This window comes from Bradyrhizobium sp. USDA 4472 (assembly GCF_054058595.1).
In genome coordinates, this window is record NZ_JBSSAM010000001.1 from 6653461 (window position 1) to 6679906 (window position 26446).

Consider the following 26446-nt stretch of genomic DNA (forward strand, 5'->3'; position numbering starts at 1 on the left):
AAACGAGGCCCTTATGAGCGCAGACTGGAATACCAAGTACGGCACGCGGCGCGTCCGCCATGACCCGCCGACCCTGGATGAGGCGATCTTCGCCGCTGTCGGCATCACCGACGACCAGGAGCAACAGGCCGAGATCGCTGCCGCTCTGATGGGGATGCCCATCGAGATCGTTCAGGCCGAGGTCAGGAAACAGGCCCGCACCAACGGTCGCATCACCGCCACGCGGGTGATCGCCGGCGAACAGGGTGCGCAGCGCTCGGTTGTGGTCGAACGCCGTGTCGTTCGCCGCTTCGGCAACGACAAGCGCACCGGCACCTAAGCGCTCATTCCCATTGCTTCATTGAAGAAGCGGACCGGCCTGAGCCGGTCCGCTTTTTGATTCAGGCCTTTAGTCTCACGCTGCACGATTGCCGTACATGCTGGAGATCAGCTTCCAGCAGGTCGAGTTGAAGCTGAGAAGCGCGCGGCCGGCCTTGAACGGTGCGGCGGCGAGATCGGCAAGCTCGTCCTCGGGAGCCTTGGTCAGATCGATCGTGCCGGTCGACTCGCCATGGCGGAACTGCAGATGCGCACCGAACTTCTTGGCGAGCGCCCGCATGGCATGGTTCTCCGCACCCGTCGTGACGCGTAGGCTCTTGTAGCCCTTCCAGCGCGCTTCCGCGATCAGGCGGCTGAACAGCACGGTGCCGACATTCTGGCGGCGGGCTGAGGCTTCCACGCTGAAGGCGACTTCGGGCAGCGAATCCCCCTCCGGCGGATGCAGCTCGGCCGCGCCGCGGACCACGCCGTCGACGATGTAGGCGACGATCACAGTGCCGTCCTCGGCGCAGCGGGCGGCGTAACGCTCGATGAAGCTGTCGTCGAGAAAACCGTTGAAACGGTCATGCCGGCTCTCGGCATCGAGCCGCAGCAGGTGATCGCGCAACAGCGGCAACTCTTCCTGCTGGCTCAAGGTCCGCACATAGCCGGGAACGGATGTTGCCTGGGCGGTGTCTTCAAGTACCACGTCAAAACTCCTCTTGGTGTCCCTCGAGGAGGCGTTCGAATCCCTAGGCGCCCAATATTGTGCGTCGCACCAAATTTTTCAAGGCGGGAACCTGCCTCAAGTTTCGAGCGCGGGGAGCGACCAATTCGTTAACAAAATCAAGCCCCCGTAATCTTACAGGACCAGCTGTGTCTGGGTCACCAAGGCAACCAGCTTGCCGTCCTCAGTCTCCAACCGGGTGGTCCAGACCTGGGTCCGGCGACCCCGGTGAACAGGCGTGGCGGTGGCGATGACGATGGTGCCCTCCTTGGCGCCTCCGATGAAGTTGGTCTTGCTCTCCAGCGTGGTCGTGCCCTTGGCGCCCTCCGGCAGGTTGATGACGGTCGCGGCAGCCCCGACCGAATCGGCGAACGCCATCACCGCGCCGCCGTGGATGGTGTGATACAGCGTGCAGAGGTCCGGCCGCACCGTCATCCGCGCCACCACCCGATCTTGTTCGGCCTCGACGAATTCGACGCCTTTGAGCTCGGCGAACGGCATCTTCATCGCTTTAACTTTCTCGAGCGGCGTCATCAGATCTTCTCCCAATTCGTTGGTGTCTCACCGTGAAAGGCTTCCTGCGGCAAAGCAATGACGTCAGAGGTCATGGCTGCTGTGATGTCGGCCCTCCCGTGGAGAGCGCTCTCGCGTCTCTCCCGTGTCATGGGGAGACATTTCCTCCTCACGTCACCGCATTCACGACCTGATACTCCGGCCGGCGCCACACCTCACCCGCGATCACCTCCTCGATGATCTCGGCTGCCCGCATGATCTCGGTCTCGCCAATGTAGAGCGGCGTGATCCCGAACCTCATGATGTCGGGCGCGCGGAAATCGCCGATCAGGCCGCGCGCGATCAAGGCCTGCATCGCGGCATAACCGCCCTCGAAGGCGAAGGAGACTTGCGAGCCACGGCGTTCGTGTGCACGCGGGGTTACAAGGCTCAGAGATGGGCAGCGGCGTTCGACTTCGGCAATCAGGCGATCGCCGAGCGCCAGCGAGCGGGCGCGGACCTCCCTGATGTCGACGTGATCCCAGACATCGAGCGAAGCCTCCAGGGCCGCCATCGCCAGCACCGGCGGCGTGCCCACGCGCATGCGCTCGACACCGCCGGCCGCCGCGTAGCCAAGCTCGAATGCGAAGGGTTTTGCGTGGCCCATCCATCCCGACAGCGCGACGCGCGCGCCACCGGCACGATGTGGCGCGACGTAGAGGAACGCCGGAGCGCCCGGCCCGGCATTGATGTATTTGTAGGTGCAGCCGGCTGCGAAATCGACGCCACAACCGGCAAGATCGACCGGCAGCGCGCCGGCCGAATGCGCGAGATCCCACACCGTGACGATGCCGAGCGCACGCGCCTTCGCCGTCAGTTTCGCCATGTCGTGACGGCGGCCGGTGCGATAATCGACCTCGGTGATGTAGAGCACCGCGATCTCTTCCGAGAGCGAAGCCGCGATCTCCTCCGGCGCCACAAGCCGCAATTGATGGCCGCGCCCGAGCGTCGCGATCAGGCCTTCGGCCATGTAGAGATCGGTTGGGAAATTGCCTGTGTCAGACAGGACGACCTTGCGCGATGGGTTCATGTCGAGCGCGGCCGCGAGCGCCTGATAGACTTTGAGCGACAGCGTGTCCCCAACCATGACGGACCCGGCCTCCGCGCCGATCAGCCGCGCGATGCGATCGCCGACATGACGCGGCTGGGCATACCAGCCAGCGGTGTTCCAGGCGCGGATCAACTCAACGCCCCACTCGGTCGTAATCACGCGGTTGACGCGCTCGGCGACGCCAAGCGGCAGCGCGCCCAGCGAATTGCCGTCCAGATAGATCACGCCCTCGGGCAGCCGGAACAGCGCTTTGGTGTCGTCATAGACGCGAAGCTGGGTCATGTCGGGCCCTACAAAATCGTCCGGACGCGCCAGAGTTCGGGGAACAGCTCGACCTCCAGCATGCGCTTGAGATAGCTGACGCCGCCGGTGCCACCGGTCCCGCGCTTGAAGCCGATGACACGCTCGACTGTGGTGACGTGATTGAAGCGCCAACGACGGAAATAATCCTCGAAATCGACCAGCTTTTCGGCGAGCTCGTAGAGCATCCAGTGCGTCTCCGGCGCCTCGTAGACGATACGCCAGGCCTGCAGTACGCCCTCGTTGAAGCTGTGGGTTTCGCGGACGTCGCGCGCGAGCACGGCGGCCGGCATCTTCAGCCCGTTGCGATCCGCGAGCCGCAGCACCTCATCGTAGAGGCTCGGCGTGGCAAGCTCGGCTTCCAACATCCTGGTCGTTTCCACATCGTGCGCGTGCGGCTTCAACATGGCGTGGTTGCGGTTGCCGAGCAGATATTCGATCAGCCGGTACTGGCGCGACTGGAAGCCCGAGGACTGGCCGAGCTGGGACCGGAAGCGGGTGTATTCGCTGGGCGTCATCGTGCGCAACACATCCCAGGCGTTGTTGAGCTGCTCGAAGATGCGCGACATGCGCGCCAACATCTTCATCGCGGGCTGCACCTCGTCTCTGGCGATGGCCCGGCGCGCGGCGCTGAGCTCGTGGATGGCAAGCCGCATCCAGAGCTCCGTGGTCTGATGCTGGATGATGAACAGCATCTCGTCATGCGCCTCCGACAGCGGATGCTGGGCACCGAGGATCGCATCCAGCGCCAGATAGTTGCCGTAGGACATGCGCCGGCTGAAATCGGTCTCGGCGCCTTCGTTTGAGGGATCGTAATCGCTGGACGTCATGACAGGCCCTTTCGATCGATCATCCCTGCGACAGTCAGTCGAGGCCAATCAGCCGCGCGGTGATCGGCGACGACGGATCCTTGAGCCCATCGATCACGGTGAAATGGTTGAGCCCGGGATCAATCACGAGGCGCGTCGGCACGTCGAATCCGGTCCAGACGTTGGCGAACAGGTCGGACTGACGGATGAATTCCGGCCGCTCGCTGCCGCCGACCCAGGCGGTGACAGGCGCATGTCCGCGCGGCAGGTGCAGCGCGGCGCTTTCGAGCGTCGCCTCCTCCATGGTCATGCGCAAGGTGTCGTTCATCTGCGTCTTGAGCAGCGGCCGCAAATCATGCAGGCCGCTGATCGAGAGCGTGCCGAGGATCCGGTTGAAGACGGCAGGCTCAAGCCGGCTGTCGTCGCACAGCATGCGCGTGACGAGATGACCACCCGCCGAATGCCCGGCGAGCCGGATCGGCCCTGAGACAAGCGAAGCCGCCTTCGCAATCGCGGCGGTGATTTCGGCAGTCATGTCGGAGATGCGAGCGGCCGGCGCAAGCGTGTAGCTCGGCAAGCAAACCGTCCAGCCGTGGTGCCGCGCGCCTTCGGCGAGATCGGTCCAGTCCGATTTGGCAAGGCGCATCCAGTAGCCGCCGTGCACGAACACGACCAGACCTTTGCTGTCGCCATCCGGCAGGACCAGGTCGAAGCGCTGGCGCTCATCGGAACCGTAGGCGATATCAGGGCGAAAGCCTTTCAACCCGGCGCGATAAGCCGCCGCCCGCTCCGCCCATTGCGCCGGCATCTTGTCCGAGCCCGGGATATGGGCCGAATTGGCGTAAGCATCATCCCAATCGCGCATCGTGACTCCCTGGGGCTCGTTCGCCGAACCGGGCGCCAGTCTGCCACCGGTCAGGGCGGCATCCTAGTCTTTATTTTAAGCTTAAAGGACTTGGCAATACATCTCCCCTGACGGAGGAGCCGCGAGGATGAGGGTCTAACGGCCCGGTCCGTCATTGCGAGCGAAGCGAAGCAATCCAGACCTTCTCCATGGAGCAGTCTGGATTGCTTCGTCGCACCAGCGCAAAATTGCTACGCAATTTTGTCGCGGGCTCCTTCGCAATGACGGCGGAGAGTGCGACTGCGGCTGCTACGCCTTCTCCACGCCGCACCATTCCGCAATGAACAGCGCCATCGCCTTGGTGGTCTTCTTCAGCGAGTCCAGCTCGACATAGTTGAAGCCGTGCATCGCGCCGCCGCTGGCGCCGAAGCAAAGGCTCGGAATGCCGCAGTTCAGTCCGTAGAAGCGAGTGTCGGTCAGTGCGGTGAAGACGAGATCCTCGACGGCACCGCCGTAGACCTTGTTGAACGCCTTGCCGAACGCGGCTTCCGGCGCGGCGGAATCGGTCAGCTCATAGCCTTCCGAGAGGAAGCCCGACCATTCGACCTCCGGCGGGTTGTTGGCGAGGAAGCGGTGATTGCGCGAGGCGGCTGCGACGCAGGCAAGGATCTCCTTCTGGTGATCGGCGACCGACCAACCAGGCAGAACGGCGATGCGGCAATCGACGTCGCACCAGGCCGGCACGCTGGAGGCCCAATCGCCGCCCTTGATGATGCCGGGGTTGAAGTTGATGGGATGGTTGAGCGTCCGGAAGTGACGATCGGCCTTGGCGCGCTCATTCCACTCGATCTCGAGCTTCTGCAGGGCTTGGACAAGGTGATAGGCCGCCATGATCGCATTGGAGCCGGAGCCGGCAAACGCAACATGCGTCGGATGGCCCTTCACCCGCAGGCGAAACCAGATCACGCCGACCTGCGAGCGCACCATCTTGCCGCCTGTCGGTTCCGGAATGAAGCAGGCATCGGCCCGATAGCCGCGCTGCAGCGTCGAGAGGGCGCCGACGCCGGTGCTCTCCTCCTCGATGACAGACTGAAAGTGAATCCGCGCCGTCGGCCTGAAGCCCGCCGCCTTGATCGCGTCCAGCGCATAGAGCGCGCCGATGGTGCCCGACTTCATGTCGCAGGCTCCGCGGCCGAACATCTTGCCGTCCTTGATGATGGGCGAGAACGGCGGGGTTTCCCACAATTCCAGCGGCCCCGCAGGCACGACATCGCAGTGGCCCTGGAGGATCAGCGATTTGCCGGCCTCGGTCGTCGGCCGATAGGTGCCGACGACTGAGCGTGCCCTGGAGAAATCATGCTCGATCGGTCCGAAGCCGCGCAGATCTCGCAAGTCGTCGACCTTGATGTGCCAGTCGTCGACCTCGTAACCCCGCGCGCGCAGGAGATCGCCCATCATGTCCTGGCACGGCCCCTCCGCCCCACGGGTCGAAGGGATCGCGACGAAATCACGGGTGGTCGCGAGCTGGGCCTCGAAGCCGGCGTCGACCGCGTCAAGAATCCTCTGCTGGGTCTCGGCATTCATTGGGCAACTCCGCGCATCCGGTGATCAATTGTGCGCGCAAGCTAGCCGATTTCAGCCGTTCGGGTACTCGACAAAATGAGCATCCCGCAATGCATCTTCGAGCAGTCGCCCTTCCGAATAGCCCTTGAGTGTCGCAGGCCGGCTCACGCCATCGAGCAGACGCGAACAAGGTTCCGGCGCGCCGAGAACGGTGCGGACCGGAATCCGCTCGGCATAGATGGGCAATCCGTAGTCCTCATCGTCGTCGGCAACGCCCTTGGCGCGGACCTTTGCGGAGGCCTCCTCGATCTCCATCGCGATGAAGGAGGTCGCCTTGACCTCCTGGGTGCTGCTGGCCCGCAGGCTCGCCGTGCGATCCGGAAAGAAGCGGTCGACCATGGCCACCACGGCCCGCTCCTTCTCCGCGGGGTCGGTGACGAGATAGGCGGTGCCGAAGGCCATGACCGCGCGATAGTCGGCGGAGTGATTGAAGCCGCAGCGCGCCAGGACAAGGCTGTCGAGATGCGCGACCGTCAGGCACACCCGCTCACCCTTGGTCTGGTTGCGCAGCATGCGGCTCGCGCTCGAGCCGTGCCAGTAGAGTTTCGTGCCCTCGCGCCAGAAGAAGGTCGGCGTGCAATAGGGCTGCCCCTCGATCACATACGAAACGTGGCACATCATCGAGGAGTCCAGGATGCGGTGAACGGTGGCGTGATCATAGAAGCCGCGGTCGTGCCGACGCTTCACCTGGTTGCGCGCTGACGTCGGATAGGACTGTTGGCTTTCAATCTGGCTCACGGCCGCTCCTGTCATGCCCCGAACAATTCCAGAAGAGTTGTAGCTGCGCATTTGGTCTGCGATAGTACCAATTCCATGCAAAAAATTCCGACCAATTCGCCTGGGAAAGCCGAGCTGCCGCTCGATCTGACGGGCCCGCACGTCACCGCCGGCGCCTCCTCGGCGCACCGGCTCTATCAGGCGCTGTGCGAGATGATCGTCTCCGGCCTGGTGAAATCAGGCGAGCCGCTGCCGCCGTCGCGGACGCTGGCAAAGCAGACCGGCTTTCGGCGCAACGCCGTCGTCACGGCATACGAACGTCTGATCGCCGACGGGTTTGCGCAAGCGACCGTCGGCTCGGGGACCTTCGTCGCCGCGCGCATTGCCGCACGCGCCGTAGCCGCAAACAAGCCGATGGTCATCGTCGAGGCGGCCGGGCAAGGCGCGCTGGCGCTCGGCTGCACTCATATTGACGAGCGCGCCGTACAACGTTTTCGCGCCTTCGCCGGCCGGCGGATGCGGGCCTTCGGTAGCGAACATCTGCATTACGGCGACCCGCGCGGCAGCCGCGAATTGCGCGCAGCGATCGCCGATCATCTGCTGTCGGCGCGGGGGCTGCGCTGCGATCCTGATCAGATCATGCTGACGTCAGGCACGCTGCACACGCTGCGAATCGTTCTCAGCGCGATCCTGAAGCCCGGCGATCAGGTCTGGTGCGAGGACCCTGGCTACCCCATTGCGCGCAGGACCATGGCGCAGTGCGGCTATCGCATTGTGCCCGTTCCGGTCGACGTGGACGGACTGCAAGTCGCGAGGGGTCGCGCCGCCGCGCCGTCCGCGCGCGCAGCTTATGTCACACCGTCGCATCAGTTTCCGCTGGGCGTGCAGATGTCGATGCCGCGCCGGCTCGCGCTGCTCGACTGGGCGAGGCAGGCCGGCGCTTTCGTGCTCGAGGACGATTACGACAGCGAGTTCCGCTACGACGGCGCGCCGCTGATGTCGCTTGCTGGCATCGATCGGCTCCAGCGCGTGATCTACATGGGCACGTTCGCCAAGACGCTGTTTCCGGGCCTTCGCATCGGTTATTGCGCCCTGCCCGAGCGCCTGATTGCCGACGTCACGACCGCACGCGCTGCGCTCGATCGTTTCCCCGGGACGCTGATGGAAGGCGCCGTCGCCGACATGCTGAACTCCGGCGCGTTCGCGGCCAATCTGAAGCGCGTACGAAAACTCTATCGCGAGGCACGCGACGTGCTGGCCGAAACGCTCGAAGCGACGTCAGATGGTGCGCTGTCGGTCCCGGTGCCGTCACAGGGCTTGCACCTCGTCGCGCGGTTCGATCCGTCGGTTGCGCCAGCGATTGCGGCTGCGGCGAAGCTAGCCGCGGGCGCGGAAGGCTGGTTGCTCGCCGACACCTATGCGCGGGCTCGCCCTTTGCCCGGTTTCGTGCTGGGATTCTCGGGGCACGCGGTTCCAGACCTCGTCTCCGCCGCCGAACGGCTCGCCGGGGAAGCGCGCGCCGCCTTGTGCAGCAAAGTCAGGGCGGATCGTCGGGCGTGACGAAGGTTGACTATCAGAATCGCGGACCGCTCCTTACCATCGCGGCACTTGATTCCGGGACCTCTCATCATGTCAGACGCTACGACATTCGGCCGCGCAACCTGCCTTGCGCTTCTGATCTCCACCATCCTTGCCTCGATGGCCTCCGCAACGACAGTCGGCCGTGAGCAGGATATCGTCGACCTCAAGCTCGGCCAGCGCGTGCAAGTGGATGACGGAACCTGTCCGGCCGGACAGGTGAAGGAAGTGCGCGGATCGAAGATGACGGACAAGGGCGTCGTGCGAACCGCCAATTGCGTGGCGCGATTCGGCCCGAAGTCGAGGTGACGGCTCAAGACTTCGCGGGGTCGAACATGCACTGCAGGGTCGGCTTGGCGATCTTGGTGAAGGTCGCGCCGATCTCGCTTTGCTTCGCCGCCGGCACCCAATCGGTCTCGATGGTCGGAACACCGGTCTCGCTGATGCCGCGCAGCAGTGCTTCGCGCAGGTCGCGATCCTCGACGACGGCGGCGGCATGATCGTGCAGGCAGCCGCAAACCTCTTCCGGATGCTCCCAGCGTCCGAGCATGCGCGGAGCACATTGCCGCACGAACTCGTTACGCGCATCCGGCAACCGGCTCGGTGCGCGCACCTGCGCCTGAGAGGAGTTGATCGTCAGAAGGAACAGGAACGCCGCGGCGCCGAGACGAAGGTACATGATGGCCTTTGACGGCTGATTTTCCTATTTGGGATCAGAAGCGCGACGCAAGGACGATCGGCTGCGGCGCAGTGGTTGTGATCGGCGAGCCACTGTACTGGAAGGTGCCGATACCGGGCAAATTACCGTCAGGTGCGCCGGCAAACGAGGAGCCGGCGAGCACGAAGCCGAAAGCGAGGATGAAGCTGAGCGCACGCATGGATCTGTCTCCGGATTGCGGGGCCGGCGGTGTGCCGTCGTCGTCGTCAGCCTGATAACCATCTGCGGTTTCTCCCGTGATGCGCCAAAAGCCCAAAATGATTTCGTTCCGGATGAGAATTGTTTCGTCGCCCTCTCGCGACGAAACAAATCTCCGAAATCATCAATCATTTCAGATCGGGCGCGCGATGGCTTGAACCAGCTTGGGAGCAAGCGTCCGCGCAACTCGAAGCACTGCGTGAACGCCAGCGCATCACTGCGTGAACGCCAGCGCGTCACTGCGTGAAGAAGTCGCCGCACTTCTGGACGTTCGCGTCAGCCGGCCCCCACGGCATGATCGGCACGGTCGAAGTCGAGTTCTTCGGCGATCCCTCGATCAGCTTGTCCGAATAGACCATGTAGACCAGCACATTGCGCTTGGCGTCGCAGCCGCGCACGATCTGCATCTTCTTGAAGAAAAGCGAGCGGCGCTTGCGGAACATGTCGTCGCCCTGTTCCATCTTGTCCCTGAACTTGATCGGGCCGACCTGGCGGCAGGCCAGCGAGACGTCCGAGACCTCCTCGGCAAGACCGAGCCAGCCCTTGAACCCACCCTTTTCCGGCACCGTGAAGTGACAGGCCACGCCCTCGACTTCAGGATCGTCCAGACCATAGGTCGCGAGCTTGTCATTCGGGCTCATCCATTTGAACACGGTGGAGCGGCGGAAGATGAGATCGGGCTCGTCGGCGGCGGATGCGGACGCCAGGGGCACGGTCAGAGCGAGAAGGAATAAAGCAAGGCCTTTCAAGCGGATGCCGGAAAGACCGGGGAAACGAGATGACATGAAGTTCTCCGGTAACAAGTCCTGGCAATGTAGGCATGAGGCGGCCGATCAGGAAGATGACGGAAGCCGGGCGCGGCCGGCGTTTACCGCTCCGTGAGGCTTTTTTGCTACGTGTAAAACAAAAGTCGCTGATCGCAGAACTGCCGTGCTGGTGAACGCGTATCCCCTCTGCGACACTAATGTCTGAATTGGATGCGGATTCGAGGAATGAACAGCGTGAACGGGCCCCATGTTTCAGCCGCGTCGGCACGGCTGTGGCAGGTCGCGATTCTGGCGGCGGCCGGTGCGATCGGTACGGCTGGTCAGGCGGAAGCGGCGTTCTATTATTATCCCGATTATTCCGACGGAGCCTACGGACGGCAGGAGCGGTATCCCGAGGAGCCGCGCCTGAAGCCGCAGAAGCGCGGCGCGGCAGCCGCCAAGACCAGGAAAGGGTCGCGCGTCGAGAAGGAGACCAACGCGAAGCCGCAAGGTCCACTCGTCATCGTCGTCTCGATCGACCGGCAGAAGGTGACGGTCTACGACTCCAACGGCGTGTTCGCGGAATCGCCGGTGTCGACCGGCATGAAGGGCCATTCGACCCCGATGGGCGTGTTCAGCGTCATCCAGAAGCACAAATTCCACCACTCCAATATCTACAGCGGCGCGCCGATGCCGTACATGCAGCGCATCACCTGGTCCGGCGTCGCCATGCATGCCGGCGTGCTGCCGGGCTATCCGGCCTCGCACGGCTGCATCCGCATGCCGATGGCGTTCGCGGTGAAGATGTGGAACTGGACCAAGATGGGTGCGCGCGTGATCGTATCGCCCGGCCAGACGACACCGCAAAGCTTCTCGCATCCGCTGCTCGCCTCGCTGCGCGTTACGCCGCAGCCTGCGGCAAGCCTCGAGCCGACGACCAGCGTCGGCGACAAGGCGGACAAGGGCGCGCCGGAGACCAAGGCCGCGGACGCCAGGCCTGTTGAAACCAGGCCTGTCGAAACCAAAACCGCCAGCGCTGAAGGCGTGCCGGAGCTGCGCTCAACGGTCGGCCATGTCGTCATGTCGGACGCGACCGCGGGCACTGCCCCGATCCGCGAGGAAGGCGCCAAAGCCGAGGTCAACGCCGAGGCCTCCGACCCGGCCAAGCAGCCCCCGGCCACTGCCAAGGCGGGCGAACCGGCTGAGCCCGCGGATGCCGCGAACACTGAAGCGAAGCCGGCCGAGGCTGCGGAAGCGCCCAAGGCGGCTTCGGATGCCGAGCCGACCAAGGCCGACGCAGCCGCGATCGAGCCAAAGCCCGACGCCGCGTCGGCCATGGCCCCCGCGCAACCCGCTTCTCCGGACGCGAAGAAAGACCAGACCCGCGTCGCCGATCCCGCGCCGTCGGTGAAGCCGGAGCTGCCAAAGCGGGGCGGTCAGATTGCGGTGTTCATCAGCCGCAAGGATTCCAAGCTGTATGTGCGGCAGAACTTCGCGCCGCTGTTCGATGTGCCCGTGACGATTGCTGCGAGCGACCGGCCGCTCGGCACCCATGTCTTCACTGCCGAAGCCGACAAGACCGATGCCAATGCGCTGCATTGGTCGGTGGTGTCGCTGCCCGTTGCCGTCCGCGCCGCCGCGCGCGAGGAAGATGGCCACGTGCTGCGCCGCCAGCGCGGCGCTGCGGTGATCCCGGTTGCCGCAAAGCCTGTCATCACGCCCGACAGCCCGGCCGAGGCACTGGACCGGATCACGATCCCTGCGGACGCCATAGCCAAGATCAACGAGATGCTCACGTCAGGCGGCTCGGTCATCGTGTCCGACCAGGGCATCAACCAGGGTGAAACCGGCGAAGGCACCGACTTCATCGTCCGCCTCTACTGAGCCGGGCACCACGATAACGCGGTGTTGAGCAGGCCAGTCGCCACGGCGGAGTAAGCTTCGCCCCGGATCACATCCGGGGGACGCCGCCATATGTTGAACCGCAGAACCGTACTCACAACGGCGCTGCTCGCAGCAGCTGCCTCGGCAACGCGCGCACGCGCCGATGGCGGAATAAGCCGGATGCCCGCCTACGCCTTCTCTTTCCCCGCACTATCAGGCGACGACATTCACCTTGCCGCCTTCAGCGGCAAACCGCTGCTGATCGTGAACACGGCCTCGCTCTGCGGCTATACCCCGCAATATCAGGGGCTGCAGGAGATCTGGAGCGAGTTTCGCGAGCGCGGCTTGACTGTGATCGCCGTCCCCTCCAACGATTTCGGCGGCCAGGAGCCCGGCGGCACCAGCGAGATCTCGGAGACCGCGCACCACCAATACGGCGTTACCTTTCCGATCGCCGCCAAGGCCGTCGTGGTCGGACCGAAAGCGCATCCTTTCTACAAATGGGCGGCCGAGGCGCGCCCCAAGGAGGTTCCGAAGTGGAACTTCCACAAATACCTTGTTGGCCGTGACGGCTACATCGCCGAGGTGTTTCCGTCCGCCGTGGAGCCGGCCGACACCCGCATCAAGACCGCGATTGCCCGGGCGTTGGCCGACAGCTGACGCGCCCGGCTGAACAGGGCTGGGCACAATTGTCGTGGAGCGCCAAACAGCCGTTGCAATGGCGATGGAGCACCATCTAGGCTACGGTCAGCTAAGATATTGTGGGCAGGATGGGTTTTGCCGGAGGCGAAAAGCCACGGCGGAACAACGGGATCAATCTCGAGGACAACACCATGCGTGTGGCGGCAAAACTGATTTTGGCAAGCGCGATCTCCGTTGCGCTGACAGGCGCGGCATGGTCGCAGACCCCGGCTGCAAAACCCGCAGCCGCGACGCAGGCGGCTCCCGCGGCCACACCGGCTGCGGCTCCGGCAGCCGCGGCCCCCGCAGCGCAACCGAACGCCGCCGCCTTCCCGCCTCCGCCGCAGCAGGCGCCGCAGCCGCCGCGCGCCGCATGCACCAATCCGAACGCGCTGGGCGTCGCCCGTACCGTCGAGATCGACACGACAGGCGGCCCCGGCTTCGGCTTCGAGCATTTCAAGGAGCTCGACTTCCTGCGCGACAAGGAGGTCGTGCTGACCTTCGACGACGGTCCCTGGCCGCGCAACACGCCCGCCGTGCTGAAGGCGCTCGCCGACCAGTGCACCACCGGCATCTTCTTCTCGATCGGCAAGCACGCCACCTACGAGCCGGAGCTCCTGAAGCAGGTTTACGCGGCCGGTCACACCATCGGCACCCACACCTGGTCGCACGCCAACCTCAACGACAAGAAGCTGTCCGAAGCGCAGCGCAAGGAGGAGATCGAGAAAGGCATCAGCGCCGTGAAATGGGCGCTCGGAGGTATCTCGCCGGCCGCGTTCTTCCGCTTCCCGGCGCTGCAACATCCGCCTGAAATGGTCACCTATCTCGGCAATCGCAATGTCGCGATCTTCTCCTGCGACATCGACTCCTTCGACTTCAAGGCGTCGAAGCCCGAGAAGGTGATCGACACCGTGATGAAGGGGCTCGAGAAGAAGGGCAAAGGCATCATCCTGATGCACGATTTCCAGAAGCACACGGCGGAAGCCCTGCCGGAACTGCTGAACCGCCTCAAGGCCGGCGGCTACAAGATCGTGGCGATGCGCGCCAAGGCGCCGGTCGCCTCGCTGCCCGAATACGATCAGGAACTGATGAAGGACGTGAAGCTGCCGACGGTGAGCACGCGTCCGGTCAATTCCGTGGTGACGACCGTTTCCGAATAGTCGTCACTTGTCGTTCCATTTCGAAGGCTACGTCATCGTTTCGGCGGACGGCATGCTTGCCGACGCGAGCCATGTCATGCCCGACAGTCTGAGGTTCAAAGGCGACAAGCTGTTCTTCGAGCAGGCGCTCGACGGTGCCGCGCTGATCGTGCACGGCCGCAACTCCTATGAGGCGCAGGCGAACTCGCCCAAGCGCAAGCGGCTGATCCTGACCCGCAAGATCAAGGCCCTCACCGTCGATCCGGAGATGCCGAACGCGACGCTGTGGAATCCCGCGCATGCGAGCTTCGAGGAAGCCTGCGCCTTTGCCGATGTCGCCTCGGGACGGGTCGCCGTCATCGGCGGCCCCACCGTGTTCGATATGTTCATGGACCGCTACGACACGTTCTGGCTGTCGGAAGCCCCGCATGTGCGGTTGCCCGGTGGTGAGGGCTGTTTTGGGGATGTCCCCAGGCGGACGCCGCCCGAGGTGCTGACGTCACACGGATTGACTCCAGCCGCACCGTATCTGCTCGATGCGGCGCATGATGTGACCGTGACGCCTTGGCGGCGCAACTAGCGCCTACACGTCCCCGTAGGCCGTCTCGGCCGAGCGCGTGGCGCGGCCATAGCCCATGATCATGAACAGCGCCCCGATGATCGAGAGATTCTTCAGCGCGTCGATCACAACAGCCGCGTTCTCGGGCGCCGCCTGATTCCAGAAATCAGAGAACAGGACCGTCGAGGCCGCGACGTCGATCACCATCAGCATTGCAAAGAAGCGCGCGCCGAAATTCAGCGCAATCATCAGCCCCGCGATGATCTCGAGGCCGCCGACCGCGATCGCCAGCAGCTGCGGCGTGGTCATGGCGGTCGCGGTCTCGACCTGCTTGGCGTAGGGCGCGATCACATCGGGGATCACGAGCTTGCCGGCGATGAAATCCGCCGTCGCCTGGATGGCGAAGAGCTTGGTCGCGCCCCTGTAGATGAACAGCACGGCGAACAGGATCCGCCCGAAAGTCACGAACGCTGGCATGGTCGGCCTCTTGGCAAAACACTGGGCACGGGGTGCGCCTGTGGATTATGGAGAGTCCGATTGCCGTTTTCAAACGGGGAAATGGAAACCTGGGACTTATTCAAAATTGGTGGTGTGGGCGGACTCCTTCTTCCGTTGTGGGAGAACGTAGGCGGCCTTCGGCCGCCGTACCTGGCAACGCCGAAGCGAGCTTCGGCTACGGCTCCGGATAAGGGGTTCGCTCCACGACTTCAATCAAGAGAGGCGTTCGCGGAGGAACCCCTCACCCGTCTCTCCGCTACCTCGGCGAGCCCCCCTCTCCCACAGGGGGGGGGAGAGGGAAAGCAGGACCTCGCCCTTACGTAAACAACGTCGGCTGCTGCCGGGCCGCCCGCTCCTGGGCTTCGACCACGGCAACCGCCGTCATGTTGAGGATGCCGCGCGCGGTCACCGACGGCGTGAGGATATGCGCGGTCCGCGCCGGGCCGATCAGGATCGGGCCCACGGGGAGCGCGTCCGCCAGCGACTTGATCATCTGATAGGCGACGTTGGCGGTATCCAGGCTCGGCATGATCATGATGTTGGCCTCCCCCTCGAGCTTGGAGTGCGGCAGCACCATTTTTCGCGCGGCAGCCGAAAGCGCGGTGTCGCCCTGCATCTCGCCGTCGGCCTCGATCTCGGGATGCTTCTCCCTCAGCAACTGGGTCGCCCGGCGCATCTTGCGCGAGGAGTCGGTGTCGTAGCTGCCGAAATCCGAATGCGAGACGAACGCGATCTTCGGCTTGATGTTGAAGCGCTGGACGTGGACCGCTGCCAGCGAGGCGATCTCGGCGAGCTCCTCCGGGCCCGGATTCGGCCGGACCTGGGTATCGGCGATGAAGAACGCCCCCTTGCTGGTGATCAGCAGCGCCAGCGCGGCATAATCGCTGACGCCGGGCGAGAAGCCGACGATCTCGCGGACATGGCGCAGATGGCTCATATAGCGGCCCTCGACGCCGCAGAGCATGGCGTCCGCCTCCCCGCGCGTCACCGCGAGCGCCGCAATGACCGTGTTGTTGGTGCGCACCACCGTGCGCGCCGCATCCGGCGTAACGCCCCGCCGGCCGGCGAGCTCGACATAGGACTGCACATAGGAACGATAGCGCGGATCGTCCTCGGGATTGACGAGGTCGAAATCCTTGCCGGCCTTGATGGACAGGCCGAACCGCTTGATGCGCGCCTCCACCACCGAGGGACGGCCGACCAGGATCGGCGTCGCCAGCTTCTCCTCCAGCACCACCTGCGTGGCGCGCAGCACGCGCTCGTCTTCGCCTTCGGCGTAGATCACGCGCACCGGCTGGGTCTTGGCCTTGGCGAACATCGGCTTCATGACGAGCCCGGAGCGGAACGCGAAGCGCTCGAGCAGCGCGCGATACTCGTCGAAATTGGTGATGGGGCGCGTCGCGACACCTGATTCCATCGCCGCCTTGGCAACGGCGGGCGCGATGCGGAGAATCAACCTGGGATCAAAGGGACTCGGGATCAGCGAGCCGGGCCCGAAGCCGCCCGCCTCGCCGGTGTCGAGGCTGCCCTGGGAGACCGCATCCGACGGCGCCTCGCGCGCGAGCTGCGCGATGGCCTCGACGGCGGCGTGCTTCATCTCCTCGTTGATGGCGCTGGCGCCGACATCGAGCGCACCGCGGAAGATGAAGGGGAAGCAGAGGACGTTGTTGACCTGGTTCGGATAGTCCGAGCGCCCGGTGCAGATCATGGCGTCGGGACGCACTTTCCGCGCTTCTTCCGGCATGATCTCTGGAGTCGGATTGGCGAGCGCCATGATCAGCGGCTTTTCGCCCATCGCCTTGGCCATCTCGGGCTTGAGCACGCCCGGTGCGGATAGCCCGATGAAGATGTCGGCCCCGCCGATGACGTCGCCAAGCGTGCGCTTCTCGGTCTTCTGCGCGTAGACAGCCTTCCAGCGATCCATCGTGGTGTTGCGGCCCTCGTGCACGAGGCCATCGATGTCGCACACCCAGATGTTCTTGCGCTGCGCCCCCATCGAGACCAGCAGGTTGAGCGTCGCGATGGCCGCGGCCCCTGCCCCCGACGCCACGATCTTGACCTCCGACAGTTTCTTGCCGTTCAGGCGCAAACCATTGGTGATGGCGGCGGCGACGATGATCGCGGTGCCGTGCTGATCGTCATGGAAGACCGGGATCTTCATGCGCTCCTTCAACTGCGCCTCGATCTCGAAACATTCCGGCCCCCGGATGTCTTCGAGATTGATGCCGCCGAAGGTCGGCTCGAGCGCCGCCACGGTCTCGACCACGCGCTCGATGGTGTCGGCGGCGATCTCGATGTCGAACACGTCGATGCCGGCGAATTTCTTGAACAGGACCGCTTTGCCCTCCATCACCGGCTTGGACGCCAGCGGGCCGATATTGCCGAGGCCGAGCACCGCGGTGCCGTTCGAGACGACGGCGACCAGATTGGCGCGGGTCGTCAGGGTCGCGGCTTCCGCCGGGTTCTTGGCGATCTCGGTGCAGGCGGCGGCAACGCCCGGAGAATAGGCAAGCGCGAGGTCGCGCTGGTTGGCGAGCGGCTTGCTCGCCTGGATCTCGAGCTTTCCGGGGCGCGGCAGACGGTGATAGGCCAGTGCCGCCTGGTGGAGATCATCAGAATAGGACGACATGCGGTCTCTTGCCTCGCGTTACCGGCCTCAAAATGCCTCATCCGGAGCAGCTGTCCAAGCGGCCAGTTATTTCCGGGTCATGGAAACCGGATCAAGCACGGCCGAAGGCCCGGTGGCAACATCCGATTGCATCGACATCAACAGGGCGCGTCGTCAAACGTCTGATTGCGCTAGCTTTCCCTGGACCTTGCGACGTTTCCCGAATATGCCAGGTTGCGCAGCGCACAACGAACAACTGGAGCTGGGAATGAAGCGAATCCTGATCGGCCTGGTCGTGACAGCCGTGCTCGCGGCGGGCGGATGGTTCGGCTTCAACCTTTATGTCCGGCACCGGGTCAGGGCCGAGGTCGAGGCCGCGTTCGAGCAGTTGCGCGCCGGTGGCGGCAAAGCGAACCACGGCAAGGTCGGCTTCGACGTGATGAGCAGGACGCTGACCATCGAGGACATCGCGGTCACGCCCGGCAGCCAGCCGCAGGCGCAGGTCAAGATCGCTGGCATCAAGGGCACCGGCGTTCGCCAGATCGACAACACCAGGTTTTCGGCCGACAGCATCGACATCACCGGCATCGATGTCGCGCTGGATCAGGTCGGCCAGGCCAAGGTGAACGGATCCTACAAGATTCCGCAACTGACGATGCGCGACTATGCCGGCCCCCTTCACATCGGGACGGCACCAACGAACGGCTCCTTGATCGATCTCTACCGCTACGTGCTCGGTCAATATGCGAGCGTCACAGCGTCCTCGCTCACTGCGCCGACGCTGACGATGAGCTTCGATTCCGGCAGCGGTCCCGGTGGCAGCGGCGAGATCACCTATTCCGGATTGGTGATCCAGAACCTGAAGCAGGGCAAGATCGATGCGATAAAGGCGGACCGCGCCACCATCTCGGCCGACGTGAGGCAGCCAGGCAAGCCGGACAAGCTGACCGGCGAGCTGTCCAACATCATCGTCAACGATTTCGATGCGACCGGGATCATCGCCGCGCTCGATCCCAAGACCAACAGTGACGAGACCTATCGTCGCGTCTACCGGCAAGTCTCGGCCGGTCCCTACGCGCTCAAATCGGCTCAGGGGTTGCGTCTCGATTTCGACGGCTTCGTGATGGAGGACGTCGACGTGCAACCGTCGAAATTCCGGCTGGACGAGCGATTTGACGCGCTGTCGCAACTACAATCGGCTGTTCCGACGCCGGCACGGTCGCGCGAAATGCTGGAGAAGATCGCCGGAATCTATGAGGGTCTTCGCATCGGCAAGGCCGAGATCAGCAAGATCTCGATCGGCACGCCGGAGGGGACCGGAAAGGTCAACGCGATCAGATACCGCGAGGGCGAATTCGCGATCGAGGGCGTCGATACACCGGCCCCGCAGGGTCAGTTCAAGATGGAGCGCTTGGCGCTGAAGTCGTTCAGCGCAGCAACTCTGGTGCGCTTGGGGGCGGGCCTCAGCAATCCCGGACAGACGCCCTCGCCGGAGCAGATGCTGAGCCTGTTCCGCGTGCTGGAAGGCGCCGAGATCAAGGGCGTGGTCTTTCCCTACAAGAACACGCGGCAGCTCGTCACCATCGACACGATCAGCCTGAACTGGGGCCAGTTGATCGGATCGATCCCGAGCAAGGCCAATCTGGTCGTCAAGATGGTCGCCCCTACCGATGCCGCCAATCCGGCGCAACGGCTGCTGATCATGGCGGGCGTCGACAAGCTCGCGATCGATCTCGACCTCGGGGCGGCCTGGACGGAATCGTCGGGCGCATTCGCGCTCGCGCCTGCGACCATCGATCTCGGCAATCTCGCCCGGGCGCAGGCCCGCTTCGCGCTCGCCAACGTGCCGCGCGGCCTGTTCACGACGGATCCGGCGCAGGCCATGGGTCAGGCGGCGCAGGTCGAGACCGGCGCGCTCGAGCTTTCCTTGCGCGACAGCGGCGTCGTCGACCTCGTCGTGGCGCAATTCGCGCGCATCCAGAATGTCAGCCGCGACGCCGCCCGCAGCGCCATCGTCGAGATGATCAGCGCACAGGGCGAGAAGATCGCAGCCTCCAATCCCGATGCGAGAGTGGCGGTGGATGCGCTTGCACGCTTTGTGGAAACGTCAGGGCAAACGCTGACGATCAAGCTGACCCCGCTCGGCAAGCTGCCGGTGCTTCAGCTCATGGACGCGCTGAACCACGAGCCTGTCGTCGCGCTGGCGCAGTTCCGGATCGAGGCGTCGACGGGGCTTTAGAGGAGAAGCACAACTCTCTCACCGTCGTTGCGAGCGCAGCGAAGCAATCCAGAATCTTTCCGCGGAGGGACTCTGGATTGCTTCGCTGCGCTCGCAAAGACCATGTGGAGAGAGTCTCTCCCCGCAGGCGGGGAGAGACGAATTGCCTCACTTCTGCGGCAGGTTCACCCGCACATGCAGCTCGCGGAGCTGCTTCGGCGTGGCCTCCGACGGCGCGCCCATCAGCAAATCCATCGCCTGCTGGTTCATCGGAAACAGCGAGATCTCCCGCAAATTCGTCGTGCCACAGAGCAGCATCACGATGCGGTCGACGCCTGCGGCCATGCCGCCATGCGGCGGCGCGCCGTACTGGAAGGCGCGGTACATGCCGCCGAAGCGATCGACCACCTCCTGCTCGCCGTAGCCGGCGATCTCGAACGCCTTCACCATGGCTTCCGGCACGTGGTTGCGGATGCCGCCCGAAGCGATCTCGTAGCCGTTGCAGGTGATGTCGTACTGGAAGGCCTTGATGGTCAGCGGATCCTGGTCCTTCAACGCGTCCAGACCACCCTGCGGCATCGAGAACGGGTTGTGCGAGAAGTCGACCTTCTTGTCGTCCTCGTTGTATTCGTACATCGGGAAGTCGACGATCCAGGCGAGCTCGAACCGCTCCTTGTCGGTGAGGTTCAATTCCTCGCCGACCTTGTTGCGGGCAAGGCCCGAAAACTTCCAGAACTTGTCGGGATCGCCGGCGACGAAGAAGGCAGCATCGCCCTCCTTGGTGCCGATCTGGGCGCGGATCGCAGCGGTGCGCTCCGGCCCGATGTTGTTCGCCAGAGGACCCGCACCCTCGCCGCCTTCGCGCCACATGATGTAGCCCAGACCAGGCTGCCCTTCACCCTGCGCCCACGAGTTCATGCGGTCGCAGAAGGCGCGGCTGCCGCCGCCCGGCGCCGGGATCGCCCAGACCTGGTTCTTGGGGTCTTCGAGCATGCGCGCGAACACCTTGAAGCCGGAGCCGCGGAAATGCTCGGAGACGTCCTGCATCTCGATGGGGTTGCGCAGATCGGGCTTGTCGCTGCCGTATTTGCGCAGCGCCTCGGCAAACGGAATCCGCCGCCAGCCCTTCGTCACCGGCTTGCCCTTGGCGAACTCCTCGAACACGCCGGTGATGACGGGCTCCATTGCCGCGAACACGTCTTCCTGCGTGACAAAGCTCATCTCGACGTCGAGCTGGTAGAACTCGCCCGGCAGACGGTCGGCGCGCGGGTCCTCGTCGCGGAAGCAAGGCGCGATCTGGAAGTAGCGGTCGAAGCCCGACATCATCAGCAGCTGCTTGTACTGCTGCGGCGCCTGCGGCAGCGCGTAGAATTTTCCCGGATGGATGCGCGAGGGCACCAGGAAGTCGCGGGCACCTTCCGGCGAGGACGCAGTCAGGATCGGCGTGTTGAACTCGAAGAAGCCCTGCGCCTCCATGCGCCGGCGCATCGACTTGATGATCTCGACGCGCGTCATGATGTTCTGGTGCAGTTTTTCGCGCCGCAGGTCAAGGAAGCGATACTTCAGCCTGATATCCTCAGGGTATTCCTGGTCGCCGAACACAGGCAGCGGCAGGTCGCCGGCAGGTCCCAGCACCTCGATCTCGCTGACGTAAACCTCGATCTTGCCGGTCGGCAGATCGTCATTGTCGGTGCCTTCGGGGCGGCGGCGGACCTTGCCGTCCATCTTGACCACGAATTCCGAGCGCAGCTTTTCGGCCAGCGAGAATGCCGGCGAATCAGGATCGACCACGCACTGGGTCAGTCCGTAATGATCACGCAAATCAATGAACAGCACGCCGCCATGGTCGCGAACGCGATGGACCCAGCCCGAGAGGCGAATGGTCTCGCCGATGTTGCTCTCGCGGAGCGCGCCGCATGTATGTGACCGGTAGCGATGCATGGTCGTCCCAAAATCAATGTCGGAGGATACGAATCGGACCGCCTGAAACGACCGGTCCGAAGTTGCGGCAGGGTTTACCCGACGAGACCGGGTGCGGCAACCAAAGGAAGGGCCTGTTTCGGGCCCCGAAGGTCCCTTTTTGGGCCATTTGGGCCCAAGCCTTTGCCATCAGGCGTTCCAGCCCTATCTTGAGCCCATGACGGTCCATTTCCCCTTCCAGAACTCCTATTCGGCCCTGCCGGACAGCTTCTTCGCCCGCGTCGCGCCGACCCCCGTATCCGCGCCCCGGCTGATCAAGCTGAACCGGCCGCTGGCGGTCCAGCTCGGACTCGACCCCGACATGCTGGAGACCCCTGAAGGCGCGGCCATCCTGGCCGGAAAGACAGTTCCCGATGGAGCCGACCCCATCGCCATGGCCTATGCCGGCCACCAGTTCGGGCATTTCGTGCCCCAGCTCGGCGACGGCCGCGCCATCTTGCTCGGCGAGGTCATCGATAGAGACGGCGTCCGCCGCGATATCCAGCTCAAGGGCTCGGGTCCCACCCCGTTCTCCCGCCGCGGCGACGGGCGCGCCGCGCTCGGGCCGGTCTTGCGCGAATACATCGTTAGTGAAGCGATGTACGCGCTCGGTATCCCGACCACCCGCTCGCTCGCCGCCGTCATCACCGGCGAACCGGTGATCCGCGAGGCCGTGCTGCCGGGCGCGGTGCTGACGCGCGTCGCCTCGAGCCATATCCGCGTAGGCACTTTTCAGTTCTTCGCGGTCCGCCGCGACACCGATGCGATCCGTCGGCTCGCCGATCACGTGATCACCAGGCACTTTCCGGACCTGCTCCATGCCGAGCGGCCCTATCATGCCCTGCTCGCCGGCGTCGTCGCGCGCCAGGCCGAGCTGATCGCTCGCTGGCTCTTGGTCGGTTTCATCCACGGCGTGATGAACACCGATAACAGCTCCATCTCAGGCGAAACCATCGATTACGGCCCCTGCGCCTTCATGGATGCCTACAATCCCGCCCAGGTGTTTTCGTCGATCGACGAAATGGGCCGCTACGCCTACGCCAACCAGCCGCGCATCGGCCTGTGGAATCTGACGCGCCTCGCCGAATGCCTGCTGCCGCTCTTCTCCGACGACCAGGAGAAGGCGGTCGCCGAAGCGCAGGACATTCTCGGCGCTTTCTCCGAGACGTTCAGCGCCGCGTATCAGGCCGGCCTGCGCAAGAAGGTCGGCCTGTTCACGGAGCGCGACGGCGACGAGGCCCTGATCCAGGACCTGCTCGATGCCATGGCCAAGAACCAGGCCGACTTCACGCTGACCTTCCGCAAGCTCGGCGATGCCGCTGGCGATGACGGCGCCGACGTTCGTGCACAGTTCATGGAGCCCGCAGTGTTCGACGAGTGGGCCGGACGCTGGCGCGTACGTATCGCGCTGGAGCCGCAGACCGCAACTGAGCGGCAAGCCGCGATGCACGCTGTCAATCCGCTGTTCATCCCGCGTAACCACCGCGTCGAGGCCGTGATCCAGGCCGCGGTGAACAACGACGACTACGCGCCGTTCGAGGAATTGGTGAAAGTGCTGGCGAAGCCATTCGAGGATCAGCCGGACTACGCCGCCTACGCCGATCCGCCGCTGCCGGAGCAGCGGGTGTTGCAGACATTCTGCGGGACGTGAGGGAAGCACAGTGCCGTAGGTGGATTAGCCGAAGGGGTAATCCACCGCTTCTTCCAACAATGGAAAGCAAGAGGCGGATTGCGCTTCGCCAATCCACCCTACGCACCGCTCTGCGGATTTTCCGATAATGCCATGATGCCGCTGTTTTGCCCGACGTGTCAACGGATGTCGAACAGCGTTCAAGCCGGTTGTCCGGCAACCATCGGCTACTGTGCATGGGGTTGTTTTCGAGATTTGGCATACTCGGGCGGCTACCGCATCGCGAGATGAGCGGATTGACCGCCGCAGCCGTTCTGCCCGACAATTTGCCGCGTCGGCAACCACTGTCATCAAACTGAAACACTCCCACTCTAACCGGCTGGCGGGCCGTCTTGCCGGAGGCGACCGTCCTCCCAGAGACCCGACACGCGCGCATGCCATTCAAATTTATCCACCTCACCGACACGCATCTTGCGGGCCCGGGCCAGCAGCTTTATGGCCTCGACCCGCGCGCCCGCCTCGACGCGGCCATCGCCGACATCAACAAGCATCAGTCCGACGCGGTGTTCGCGGTCGTGACCGGCGACCTCACTCATTGGGGCGAGCCTGACTCCTACGCCAATTTTGCCGAGGCGATGGCTGCGCTGAAGATCCCGTACATCGCCATGGTCGGCAATCACGACAAGCGCGTGGCCTGCCTCGACGGCCTGAAGGCCGCACCGCGCGATCCCAACGGTTTCGTGCAGGGCACCCGCGCTACCGAGCACGGCCTGTTCGTCTTCCTGGACACACTGGACGAGACCAGCCACGCCGGCGAAATGTGCGCCAAGCGGTTCGACTGGCTGGCGAAGACGCTGGCCTCTGCCCCTGACGACCAGCCCTTCGTGGTGTTCATGCACCATCCGCCCTTCCCGGTCGGCGTCCGCGCGATGGATGAGATCGCGCTGAAGCAGAGCGCGGAGTTCGCCGAAGTGGTCGCGCCCTATCGCGCGCGCATCCGCCATCTCTTCTTCGGCCATGTGCACCGGCCGATCTTCGGCAGCTACGGCAAGATCCCGTTCTCGACGCTGCGCGGCACCAACCATCAGGTCTGGTTCGAGCTCGATGCCAATGCCGCCGACCATTTGGCGAGCCACGAGCCGCCGGCCTATGGCGTGGTGCTGATCGACGGCGAAAACCTCGTCGTGCACAGCCACGACTTCCTCGACACCAGTCTGCGCTTTCCCTTCGACCCACCTGCGGGAATGGACGGACGCGACTATGCGCTCAATTTCCCGGCGCGGTGACATGAGCCTGGCTGAACCCGCGGCTCTCCCGGTCGCGGCATCGGCGCCGCCGCGCCTGCACATCGTGACGCGGTTCACCGCCCGCTTCAAAGCCTCGCTGCCGGCCTATCTGCTGCTGCTGCCTTCCCTGATTTTCCTTGCCCTGTTCACCTATGGCGCGATGGGGCGCGTGCTGATCGATGCGCTCTATCAGCGCGCCACGCCGAAGGCGCCGCTTCGCTTTGTGGGCCTCGACAACATCGCCGCAGTGCTGGCCGACCCCGCCTTCACCGGAGCCGTCGTCAACAACCTCATCTATGCCGTCGGCACCGCGATTCCGAGCATCGGCCTTGCGCTGCTGTTCGCGCTGGCGCTGGCGCGCACCAATGCCGTGACCAGCGCGCTGCGCGCTGCGCTGTTCCTGCCGGTGCTGATCCCAATGGTCGCGGCATCGGCGCTGTTCCTATTCATCTTCCTGCCCAATGTCGGCCTGCTCGACTACTACATCGGCCGCCTGCTGCCGGTGCTGCCGAACTGGCTCGGCGACCCCGACGTCGCGCTCTACGCGATTATGGTCATCACCATCTGGAAGAACGCCGGCTATTACATGCTGTTCTTCCTGGCCGGCCTCCAGGCCGTGCCTGAGGACGTGATGGAAGCCGCGCATCTCGACGGCGTCGGTCCCTTGATGCGGCTGCGCTACATCATCCTGCCCGAGCTCAAGCCCACCTTCCTGTTCGTCATCGTGATCGCGACGCTGAACGCGGTGACGCAGGTCGACCACGTTTTCGTCATGACCAAGGGCGGCCCGTCGAATGCCACCAATCTTGTGCTGTTCTACATCTACCAGCAGGCGGTCGAGCATTACGACATCGGCACGGCCTCGGCGGCAACGCTGCTGACGCTCGCCGCCCTGATGGCCCTCACCGCGCTGTCCTTCCGGACCATGGCGAACCGGGAGGGCGGCGCATGAAGCTGATCGACAAGCTCTACGAGGACGCCCCGCTCGCCACGCGAAACGAGATCACGCCGAAGCTCGGCTTCGCGCTGACCGTGCTGCTCGCGTTTGCCTGGTTGATCCCGTTCCTGTGGATGGGCGTGGCGACGCTGCGTCCGGCCGCCGACGGCATCAATCTGATGGCCGAGTTGGTGCCGAGCCTGAAACCCACGCTCGACAATGTCAGGGATGCCTGGGAAATCGGCGATTTCCCGCGCTACTTCCTCAACACCACGATCATCTGCTCCGGCATCCTCTTGGTGCAGTTCGTCACGATCACGCTCGCGGGGTTCGCCTTTGCGCGGCTCGACTTCGCCGGCAAGACGCTGATCTTCTATCTGTTCCTGATGCAGCTGATGCTGGTGCCGGTGCTGCTGATCGTGCCGAACCTGCGGCTCGTCGCGCAGCTCGGTCTCTATGACACGCTCGCCGGCGTCATGATGCCGTTCTTCGCCTCCGCCTTCGGGACCTTCCTGATGCGCCAGGCGTTCGAAGCGATTCCGGCCGAGCTCGAGGACGCCGCCCTGATCGACGGCGCCAGTCTGATCCAGCGCATCCGTCACATCTATGTGCCGCTGTCGCTGCCGAGCTTCTCGGCGTTCGCCATCATCTCGGTCACCAGCCACTGGAACGACTTTCTGTGGCCGCTGATGGTGATCAACTCGCCGGACAAGCGGCCGCTCACGGTTGGCCTGTCCGTCTTCACCGCGACGGCGGAGGGCACGCAGGCCTGGGGCACCATCGCCGCCGGCACCTTGATGGTGATCGCGCCGCTGCTCATCACCTTCCTGATCTTCCAGAAGCGCTTCATCAGTTCTTTCGTCACCTCAGGCATCAAATAGGAGATT

The 26446-nt window shown here is 64.3% G+C and carries 25 protein-coding genes; 12 read left to right on the forward strand and 13 right to left on the reverse strand.

Going from position 1 to position 26446, the window contains the following annotated elements; translation table 11 throughout:
• Positions 1-13: 13 nt before the first annotated feature.
• Positions 14-319: a hypothetical protein gene (locus ACVWZ4_RS31365; protein WP_456703297.1), complete on the forward strand. Its 306-nt coding sequence runs from the start codon at positions 14-16 to the stop codon at positions 317-319.
• 75 nt (positions 320-394) lie between these two features.
• Here ACVWZ4_RS31365 and ACVWZ4_RS31370 read toward each other — a convergent pair whose 3' ends face one another.
• The 7 genes from ACVWZ4_RS31370 to ACVWZ4_RS31400 all read right to left on the reverse strand — a co-directional run bounded on the left by ACVWZ4_RS31370 (position 395) and on the right by ACVWZ4_RS31400 (position 6941).
• Entirely contained in the window at positions 395-1006 is a 612-nt protein-coding gene (locus ACVWZ4_RS31370; protein WP_456703296.1) for an N-acetyltransferase family protein, read from the reverse strand.
• Positions 1007-1159: 153 nt separating this feature from the next.
• A complete protein-coding gene (locus tag ACVWZ4_RS31375) occupies positions 1160-1558 on the reverse strand; it encodes a PaaI family thioesterase (RefSeq protein ID WP_456703295.1) in 399 nt (132 codons plus the stop codon).
• Between the two features lie 148 nt (positions 1559-1706).
• Positions 1707-2909: a kynureninase gene (gene kynU, locus ACVWZ4_RS31380; protein WP_456741852.1), complete on the reverse strand. Its 1203-nt coding sequence runs from the start codon at positions 2907-2909 to the stop codon at positions 1707-1709.
• Between the two features lie 8 nt (positions 2910-2917).
• Positions 2918-3757: a tryptophan 2,3-dioxygenase gene (gene kynA / locus ACVWZ4_RS31385; RefSeq protein ID WP_456703293.1), complete on the reverse strand. Its 840-nt coding sequence runs from the start codon at positions 3755-3757 to the stop codon at positions 2918-2920.
• A 34-nt stretch (positions 3758-3791) separates the two neighbouring features.
• Positions 3792-4601, reverse strand: a complete 810-nt coding sequence (locus ACVWZ4_RS31390; RefSeq protein WP_456703292.1) for an alpha/beta hydrolase — start codon at positions 4599-4601, stop codon at positions 3792-3794.
• Between the two features lie 288 nt (positions 4602-4889).
• Positions 4890-6164, reverse strand: a complete 1275-nt coding sequence (locus ACVWZ4_RS31395; RefSeq protein WP_456741853.1) for an ArgE/DapE family deacylase — start codon at positions 6162-6164, stop codon at positions 4890-4892.
• 51 nt (positions 6165-6215) lie between these two features.
• A complete protein-coding gene (locus tag ACVWZ4_RS31400) occupies positions 6216-6941 on the reverse strand; it encodes a pyridoxamine 5'-phosphate oxidase family protein (RefSeq protein ID WP_456703290.1) in 726 nt (241 codons plus the stop codon).
• A gap of 75 nt (positions 6942-7016) precedes the next feature.
• Between ACVWZ4_RS31400 and pdxR the strand changes: the two genes are divergently transcribed.
• Together pdxR and ACVWZ4_RS31410 are read left to right on the forward strand one after the other, a co-directional pair.
• Positions 7017-8480 (forward strand): MocR-like pyridoxine biosynthesis transcription factor PdxR, encoded by a 1464-nt coding sequence (pdxR, locus tag ACVWZ4_RS31405; protein ID WP_456741854.1) that lies wholly within the window; start codon positions 7017-7019, stop codon positions 8478-8480.
• A gap of 69 nt (positions 8481-8549) precedes the next feature.
• The gene (locus tag ACVWZ4_RS31410) at positions 8550-8807 is read left to right on the forward strand and encodes a DUF6719 family protein (RefSeq protein WP_456703288.1); all 258 of its coding nucleotides are present in this window, start codon (positions 8550-8552) and stop codon (positions 8805-8807) included.
• A gap of 4 nt (positions 8808-8811) precedes the next feature.
• Here the strand turns inward: ACVWZ4_RS31410 and ACVWZ4_RS31415 are convergent, their stop codons facing one another.
• From ACVWZ4_RS31415 to ACVWZ4_RS31425, 3 genes are all read right to left on the reverse strand, one after another.
• Positions 8812-9177 (reverse strand): hypothetical protein, encoded by a 366-nt coding sequence (locus tag ACVWZ4_RS31415; RefSeq protein WP_456741855.1) that lies wholly within the window; start codon positions 9175-9177, stop codon positions 8812-8814.
• A gap of 34 nt (positions 9178-9211) precedes the next feature.
• Positions 9212-9376 (reverse strand): hypothetical protein, encoded by a 165-nt coding sequence (locus ACVWZ4_RS31420; RefSeq protein ID WP_456703286.1) that lies wholly within the window; start codon positions 9374-9376, stop codon positions 9212-9214.
• A gap of 274 nt (positions 9377-9650) precedes the next feature.
• Positions 9651-10199 carry a CreA family protein gene (locus ACVWZ4_RS31425; RefSeq protein WP_456703285.1) on the reverse strand — a complete coding sequence of 183 codons (549 nt, stop codon included), beginning with the start codon at positions 10197-10199 and terminating at the stop codon, positions 9651-9653.
• Positions 10200-10406: 207 nt separating this feature from the next.
• On the opposite strand from ACVWZ4_RS31425, the gene ACVWZ4_RS31430 reads away from it, so the two are divergent.
• From ACVWZ4_RS31430 to ACVWZ4_RS31445, 4 genes are all read left to right on the forward strand, one after another.
• A complete protein-coding gene (locus ACVWZ4_RS31430) occupies positions 10407-12044 on the forward strand; it encodes a L,D-transpeptidase family protein (RefSeq protein ID WP_456741856.1) in 1638 nt (545 codons plus the stop codon).
• Positions 12045-12134: 90 nt separating this feature from the next.
• Positions 12135-12704 (forward strand): glutathione peroxidase, encoded by a 570-nt coding sequence (locus ACVWZ4_RS31435; RefSeq protein WP_456790436.1) that lies wholly within the window; start codon positions 12135-12137, stop codon positions 12702-12704.
• 173 nt (positions 12705-12877) lie between these two features.
• On the forward strand, positions 12878-13885 hold the full coding sequence (locus tag ACVWZ4_RS31440; RefSeq protein WP_456742291.1) for a polysaccharide deacetylase family protein: 1008 nt from the start codon (positions 12878-12880) through the stop codon (positions 13883-13885).
• Positions 13886-13892: 7 nt separating this feature from the next.
• The gene (locus tag ACVWZ4_RS31445; protein WP_456703282.1) at positions 13893-14444 is read left to right on the forward strand and encodes a dihydrofolate reductase; all 552 of its coding nucleotides are present in this window, start codon (positions 13893-13895) and stop codon (positions 14442-14444) included.
• Positions 14445-14447: 3 nt separating this feature from the next.
• On the opposite strand, the gene ACVWZ4_RS31450 is transcribed toward ACVWZ4_RS31445, so the two are convergent.
• Complete coding sequence (locus ACVWZ4_RS31450; RefSeq protein ID WP_456703281.1) at positions 14448-14900, reverse strand: DoxX family protein; 453 nt, start codon at positions 14898-14900, stop codon at positions 14448-14450.
• A 337-nt stretch (positions 14901-15237) separates the two neighbouring features.
• Complete coding sequence (locus tag ACVWZ4_RS31455; protein WP_456741857.1) at positions 15238-17550, reverse strand: NADP-dependent malic enzyme; 2313 nt, start codon at positions 17548-17550, stop codon at positions 15238-15240.
• A 247-nt stretch (positions 17551-17797) separates the two neighbouring features.
• On the opposite strand from ACVWZ4_RS31455, the gene ACVWZ4_RS31460 reads away from it, so the two are divergent.
• On the forward strand, positions 17798-19768 hold the full coding sequence (locus ACVWZ4_RS31460; RefSeq protein ID WP_456741858.1) for a hypothetical protein: 1971 nt from the start codon (positions 17798-17800) through the stop codon (positions 19766-19768).
• Between the two features lie 147 nt (positions 19769-19915).
• On the opposite strand, the gene aspS is transcribed toward ACVWZ4_RS31460, so the two are convergent.
• The gene (gene aspS, locus ACVWZ4_RS31465) at positions 19916-21688 is read right to left on the reverse strand and encodes an aspartate--tRNA ligase (protein ID WP_456741859.1); all 1773 of its coding nucleotides are present in this window, start codon (positions 21686-21688) and stop codon (positions 19916-19918) included.
• Between the two features lie 196 nt (positions 21689-21884).
• On the opposite strand from aspS, the gene ACVWZ4_RS31470 reads away from it, so the two are divergent.
• The 4 genes from ACVWZ4_RS31470 (at position 21885) to ACVWZ4_RS31485 (ending at position 26440) form a co-directional block, all read left to right on the forward strand.
• A complete protein-coding gene (locus ACVWZ4_RS31470) occupies positions 21885-23357 on the forward strand; it encodes a protein adenylyltransferase SelO (protein WP_456741860.1) in 1473 nt (490 codons plus the stop codon).
• 413 nt (positions 23358-23770) lie between these two features.
• A complete protein-coding gene (locus ACVWZ4_RS31475; RefSeq protein WP_456741861.1) occupies positions 23771-24622 on the forward strand; it encodes a phosphodiesterase in 852 nt (283 codons plus the stop codon).
• 1 nt (position 24623) lies between these two features.
• Entirely contained in the window at positions 24624-25574 is a 951-nt protein-coding gene (locus ACVWZ4_RS31480) for a carbohydrate ABC transporter permease (protein ID WP_456741862.1), read from the forward strand.
• A complete protein-coding gene (locus tag ACVWZ4_RS31485; RefSeq protein ID WP_456703274.1) occupies positions 25571-26440 on the forward strand; it encodes a carbohydrate ABC transporter permease in 870 nt (289 codons plus the stop codon). Before ACVWZ4_RS31480 ends, ACVWZ4_RS31485 begins: the two co-directional genes overlap by 4 nt.
• Positions 26441-26446 lie beyond the last annotated feature (6 nt).

Coding starts and splice junctions, on each gene's coding strand:
- ACVWZ4_RS31365 (WP_456703297.1), top strand. CDS start 14: ATGAGCGCAGACTGGAATACCAAGTACGGCACGCGGCGCGTCCGCCAT.
- ACVWZ4_RS31375 (WP_456703295.1), bottom strand. CDS start 1,558: ATGACGCCGCTCGAGAAAGTTAAAGCGATGAAGATGCCGTTCGCCGAG.
- kynU (WP_456741852.1), bottom strand. CDS start 2,909: ATGACCCAGCTTCGCGTCTATGACGACACCAAAGCGCTGTTCCGGCTG.
- kynA (WP_456703293.1), bottom strand. CDS start 3,757: ATGACGTCCAGCGATTACGATCCCTCAAACGAAGGCGCCGAGACCGAT.
- ACVWZ4_RS31390 (WP_456703292.1), bottom strand. CDS start 4,601: ATGCGCGATTGGGATGATGCTTACGCCAATTCGGCCCATATCCCGGGC.
- ACVWZ4_RS31395 (WP_456741853.1), bottom strand. CDS start 6,164: ATGAATGCCGAGACCCAGCAGAGGATTCTTGACGCGGTCGACGCCGGC.
- pdxR (WP_456741854.1), top strand. CDS start 7,017: ATGCAAAAAATTCCGACCAATTCGCCTGGGAAAGCCGAGCTGCCGCTC.
- ACVWZ4_RS31410 (WP_456703288.1), top strand. CDS start 8,550: ATGTCAGACGCTACGACATTCGGCCGCGCAACCTGCCTTGCGCTTCTG.
- ACVWZ4_RS31415 (WP_456741855.1), bottom strand. CDS start 9,177: ATGTACCTTCGTCTCGGCGCCGCGGCGTTCCTGTTCCTTCTGACGATC.
- ACVWZ4_RS31420 (WP_456703286.1), bottom strand. CDS start 9,376: ATGCGTGCGCTCAGCTTCATCCTCGCTTTCGGCTTCGTGCTCGCCGGC.
- ACVWZ4_RS31425 (WP_456703285.1), bottom strand. CDS start 10,199: ATGTCATCTCGTTTCCCCGGTCTTTCCGGCATCCGCTTGAAAGGCCTT.
- ACVWZ4_RS31430 (WP_456741856.1), top strand. CDS start 10,407: ATGAACAGCGTGAACGGGCCCCATGTTTCAGCCGCGTCGGCACGGCTG.
- ACVWZ4_RS31435 (WP_456790436.1), top strand. CDS start 12,135: ATGTTGAACCGCAGAACCGTACTCACAACGGCGCTGCTCGCAGCAGCT.
- ACVWZ4_RS31440 (WP_456742291.1), top strand. CDS start 12,878: ATGCGTGTGGCGGCAAAACTGATTTTGGCAAGCGCGATCTCCGTTGCG.
- ACVWZ4_RS31450 (WP_456703281.1), bottom strand. CDS start 14,900: ATGCCAGCGTTCGTGACTTTCGGGCGGATCCTGTTCGCCGTGCTGTTC.
- ACVWZ4_RS31455 (WP_456741857.1), bottom strand. CDS start 17,550: ATGTCGTCCTATTCTGATGATCTCCACCAGGCGGCACTGGCCTATCAC.
- ACVWZ4_RS31460 (WP_456741858.1), top strand. CDS start 17,798: ATGAAGCGAATCCTGATCGGCCTGGTCGTGACAGCCGTGCTCGCGGCG.
- aspS (WP_456741859.1), bottom strand. CDS start 21,688: ATGCATCGCTACCGGTCACATACATGCGGCGCGCTCCGCGAGAGCAAC.
- ACVWZ4_RS31470 (WP_456741860.1), top strand. CDS start 21,885: ATGACGGTCCATTTCCCCTTCCAGAACTCCTATTCGGCCCTGCCGGAC.
- ACVWZ4_RS31475 (WP_456741861.1), top strand. CDS start 23,771: ATGCCATTCAAATTTATCCACCTCACCGACACGCATCTTGCGGGCCCG.
- ACVWZ4_RS31480 (WP_456741862.1), top strand. CDS start 24,624: ATGAGCCTGGCTGAACCCGCGGCTCTCCCGGTCGCGGCATCGGCGCCG.
- ACVWZ4_RS31485 (WP_456703274.1), top strand. CDS start 25,571: ATGAAGCTGATCGACAAGCTCTACGAGGACGCCCCGCTCGCCACGCGA.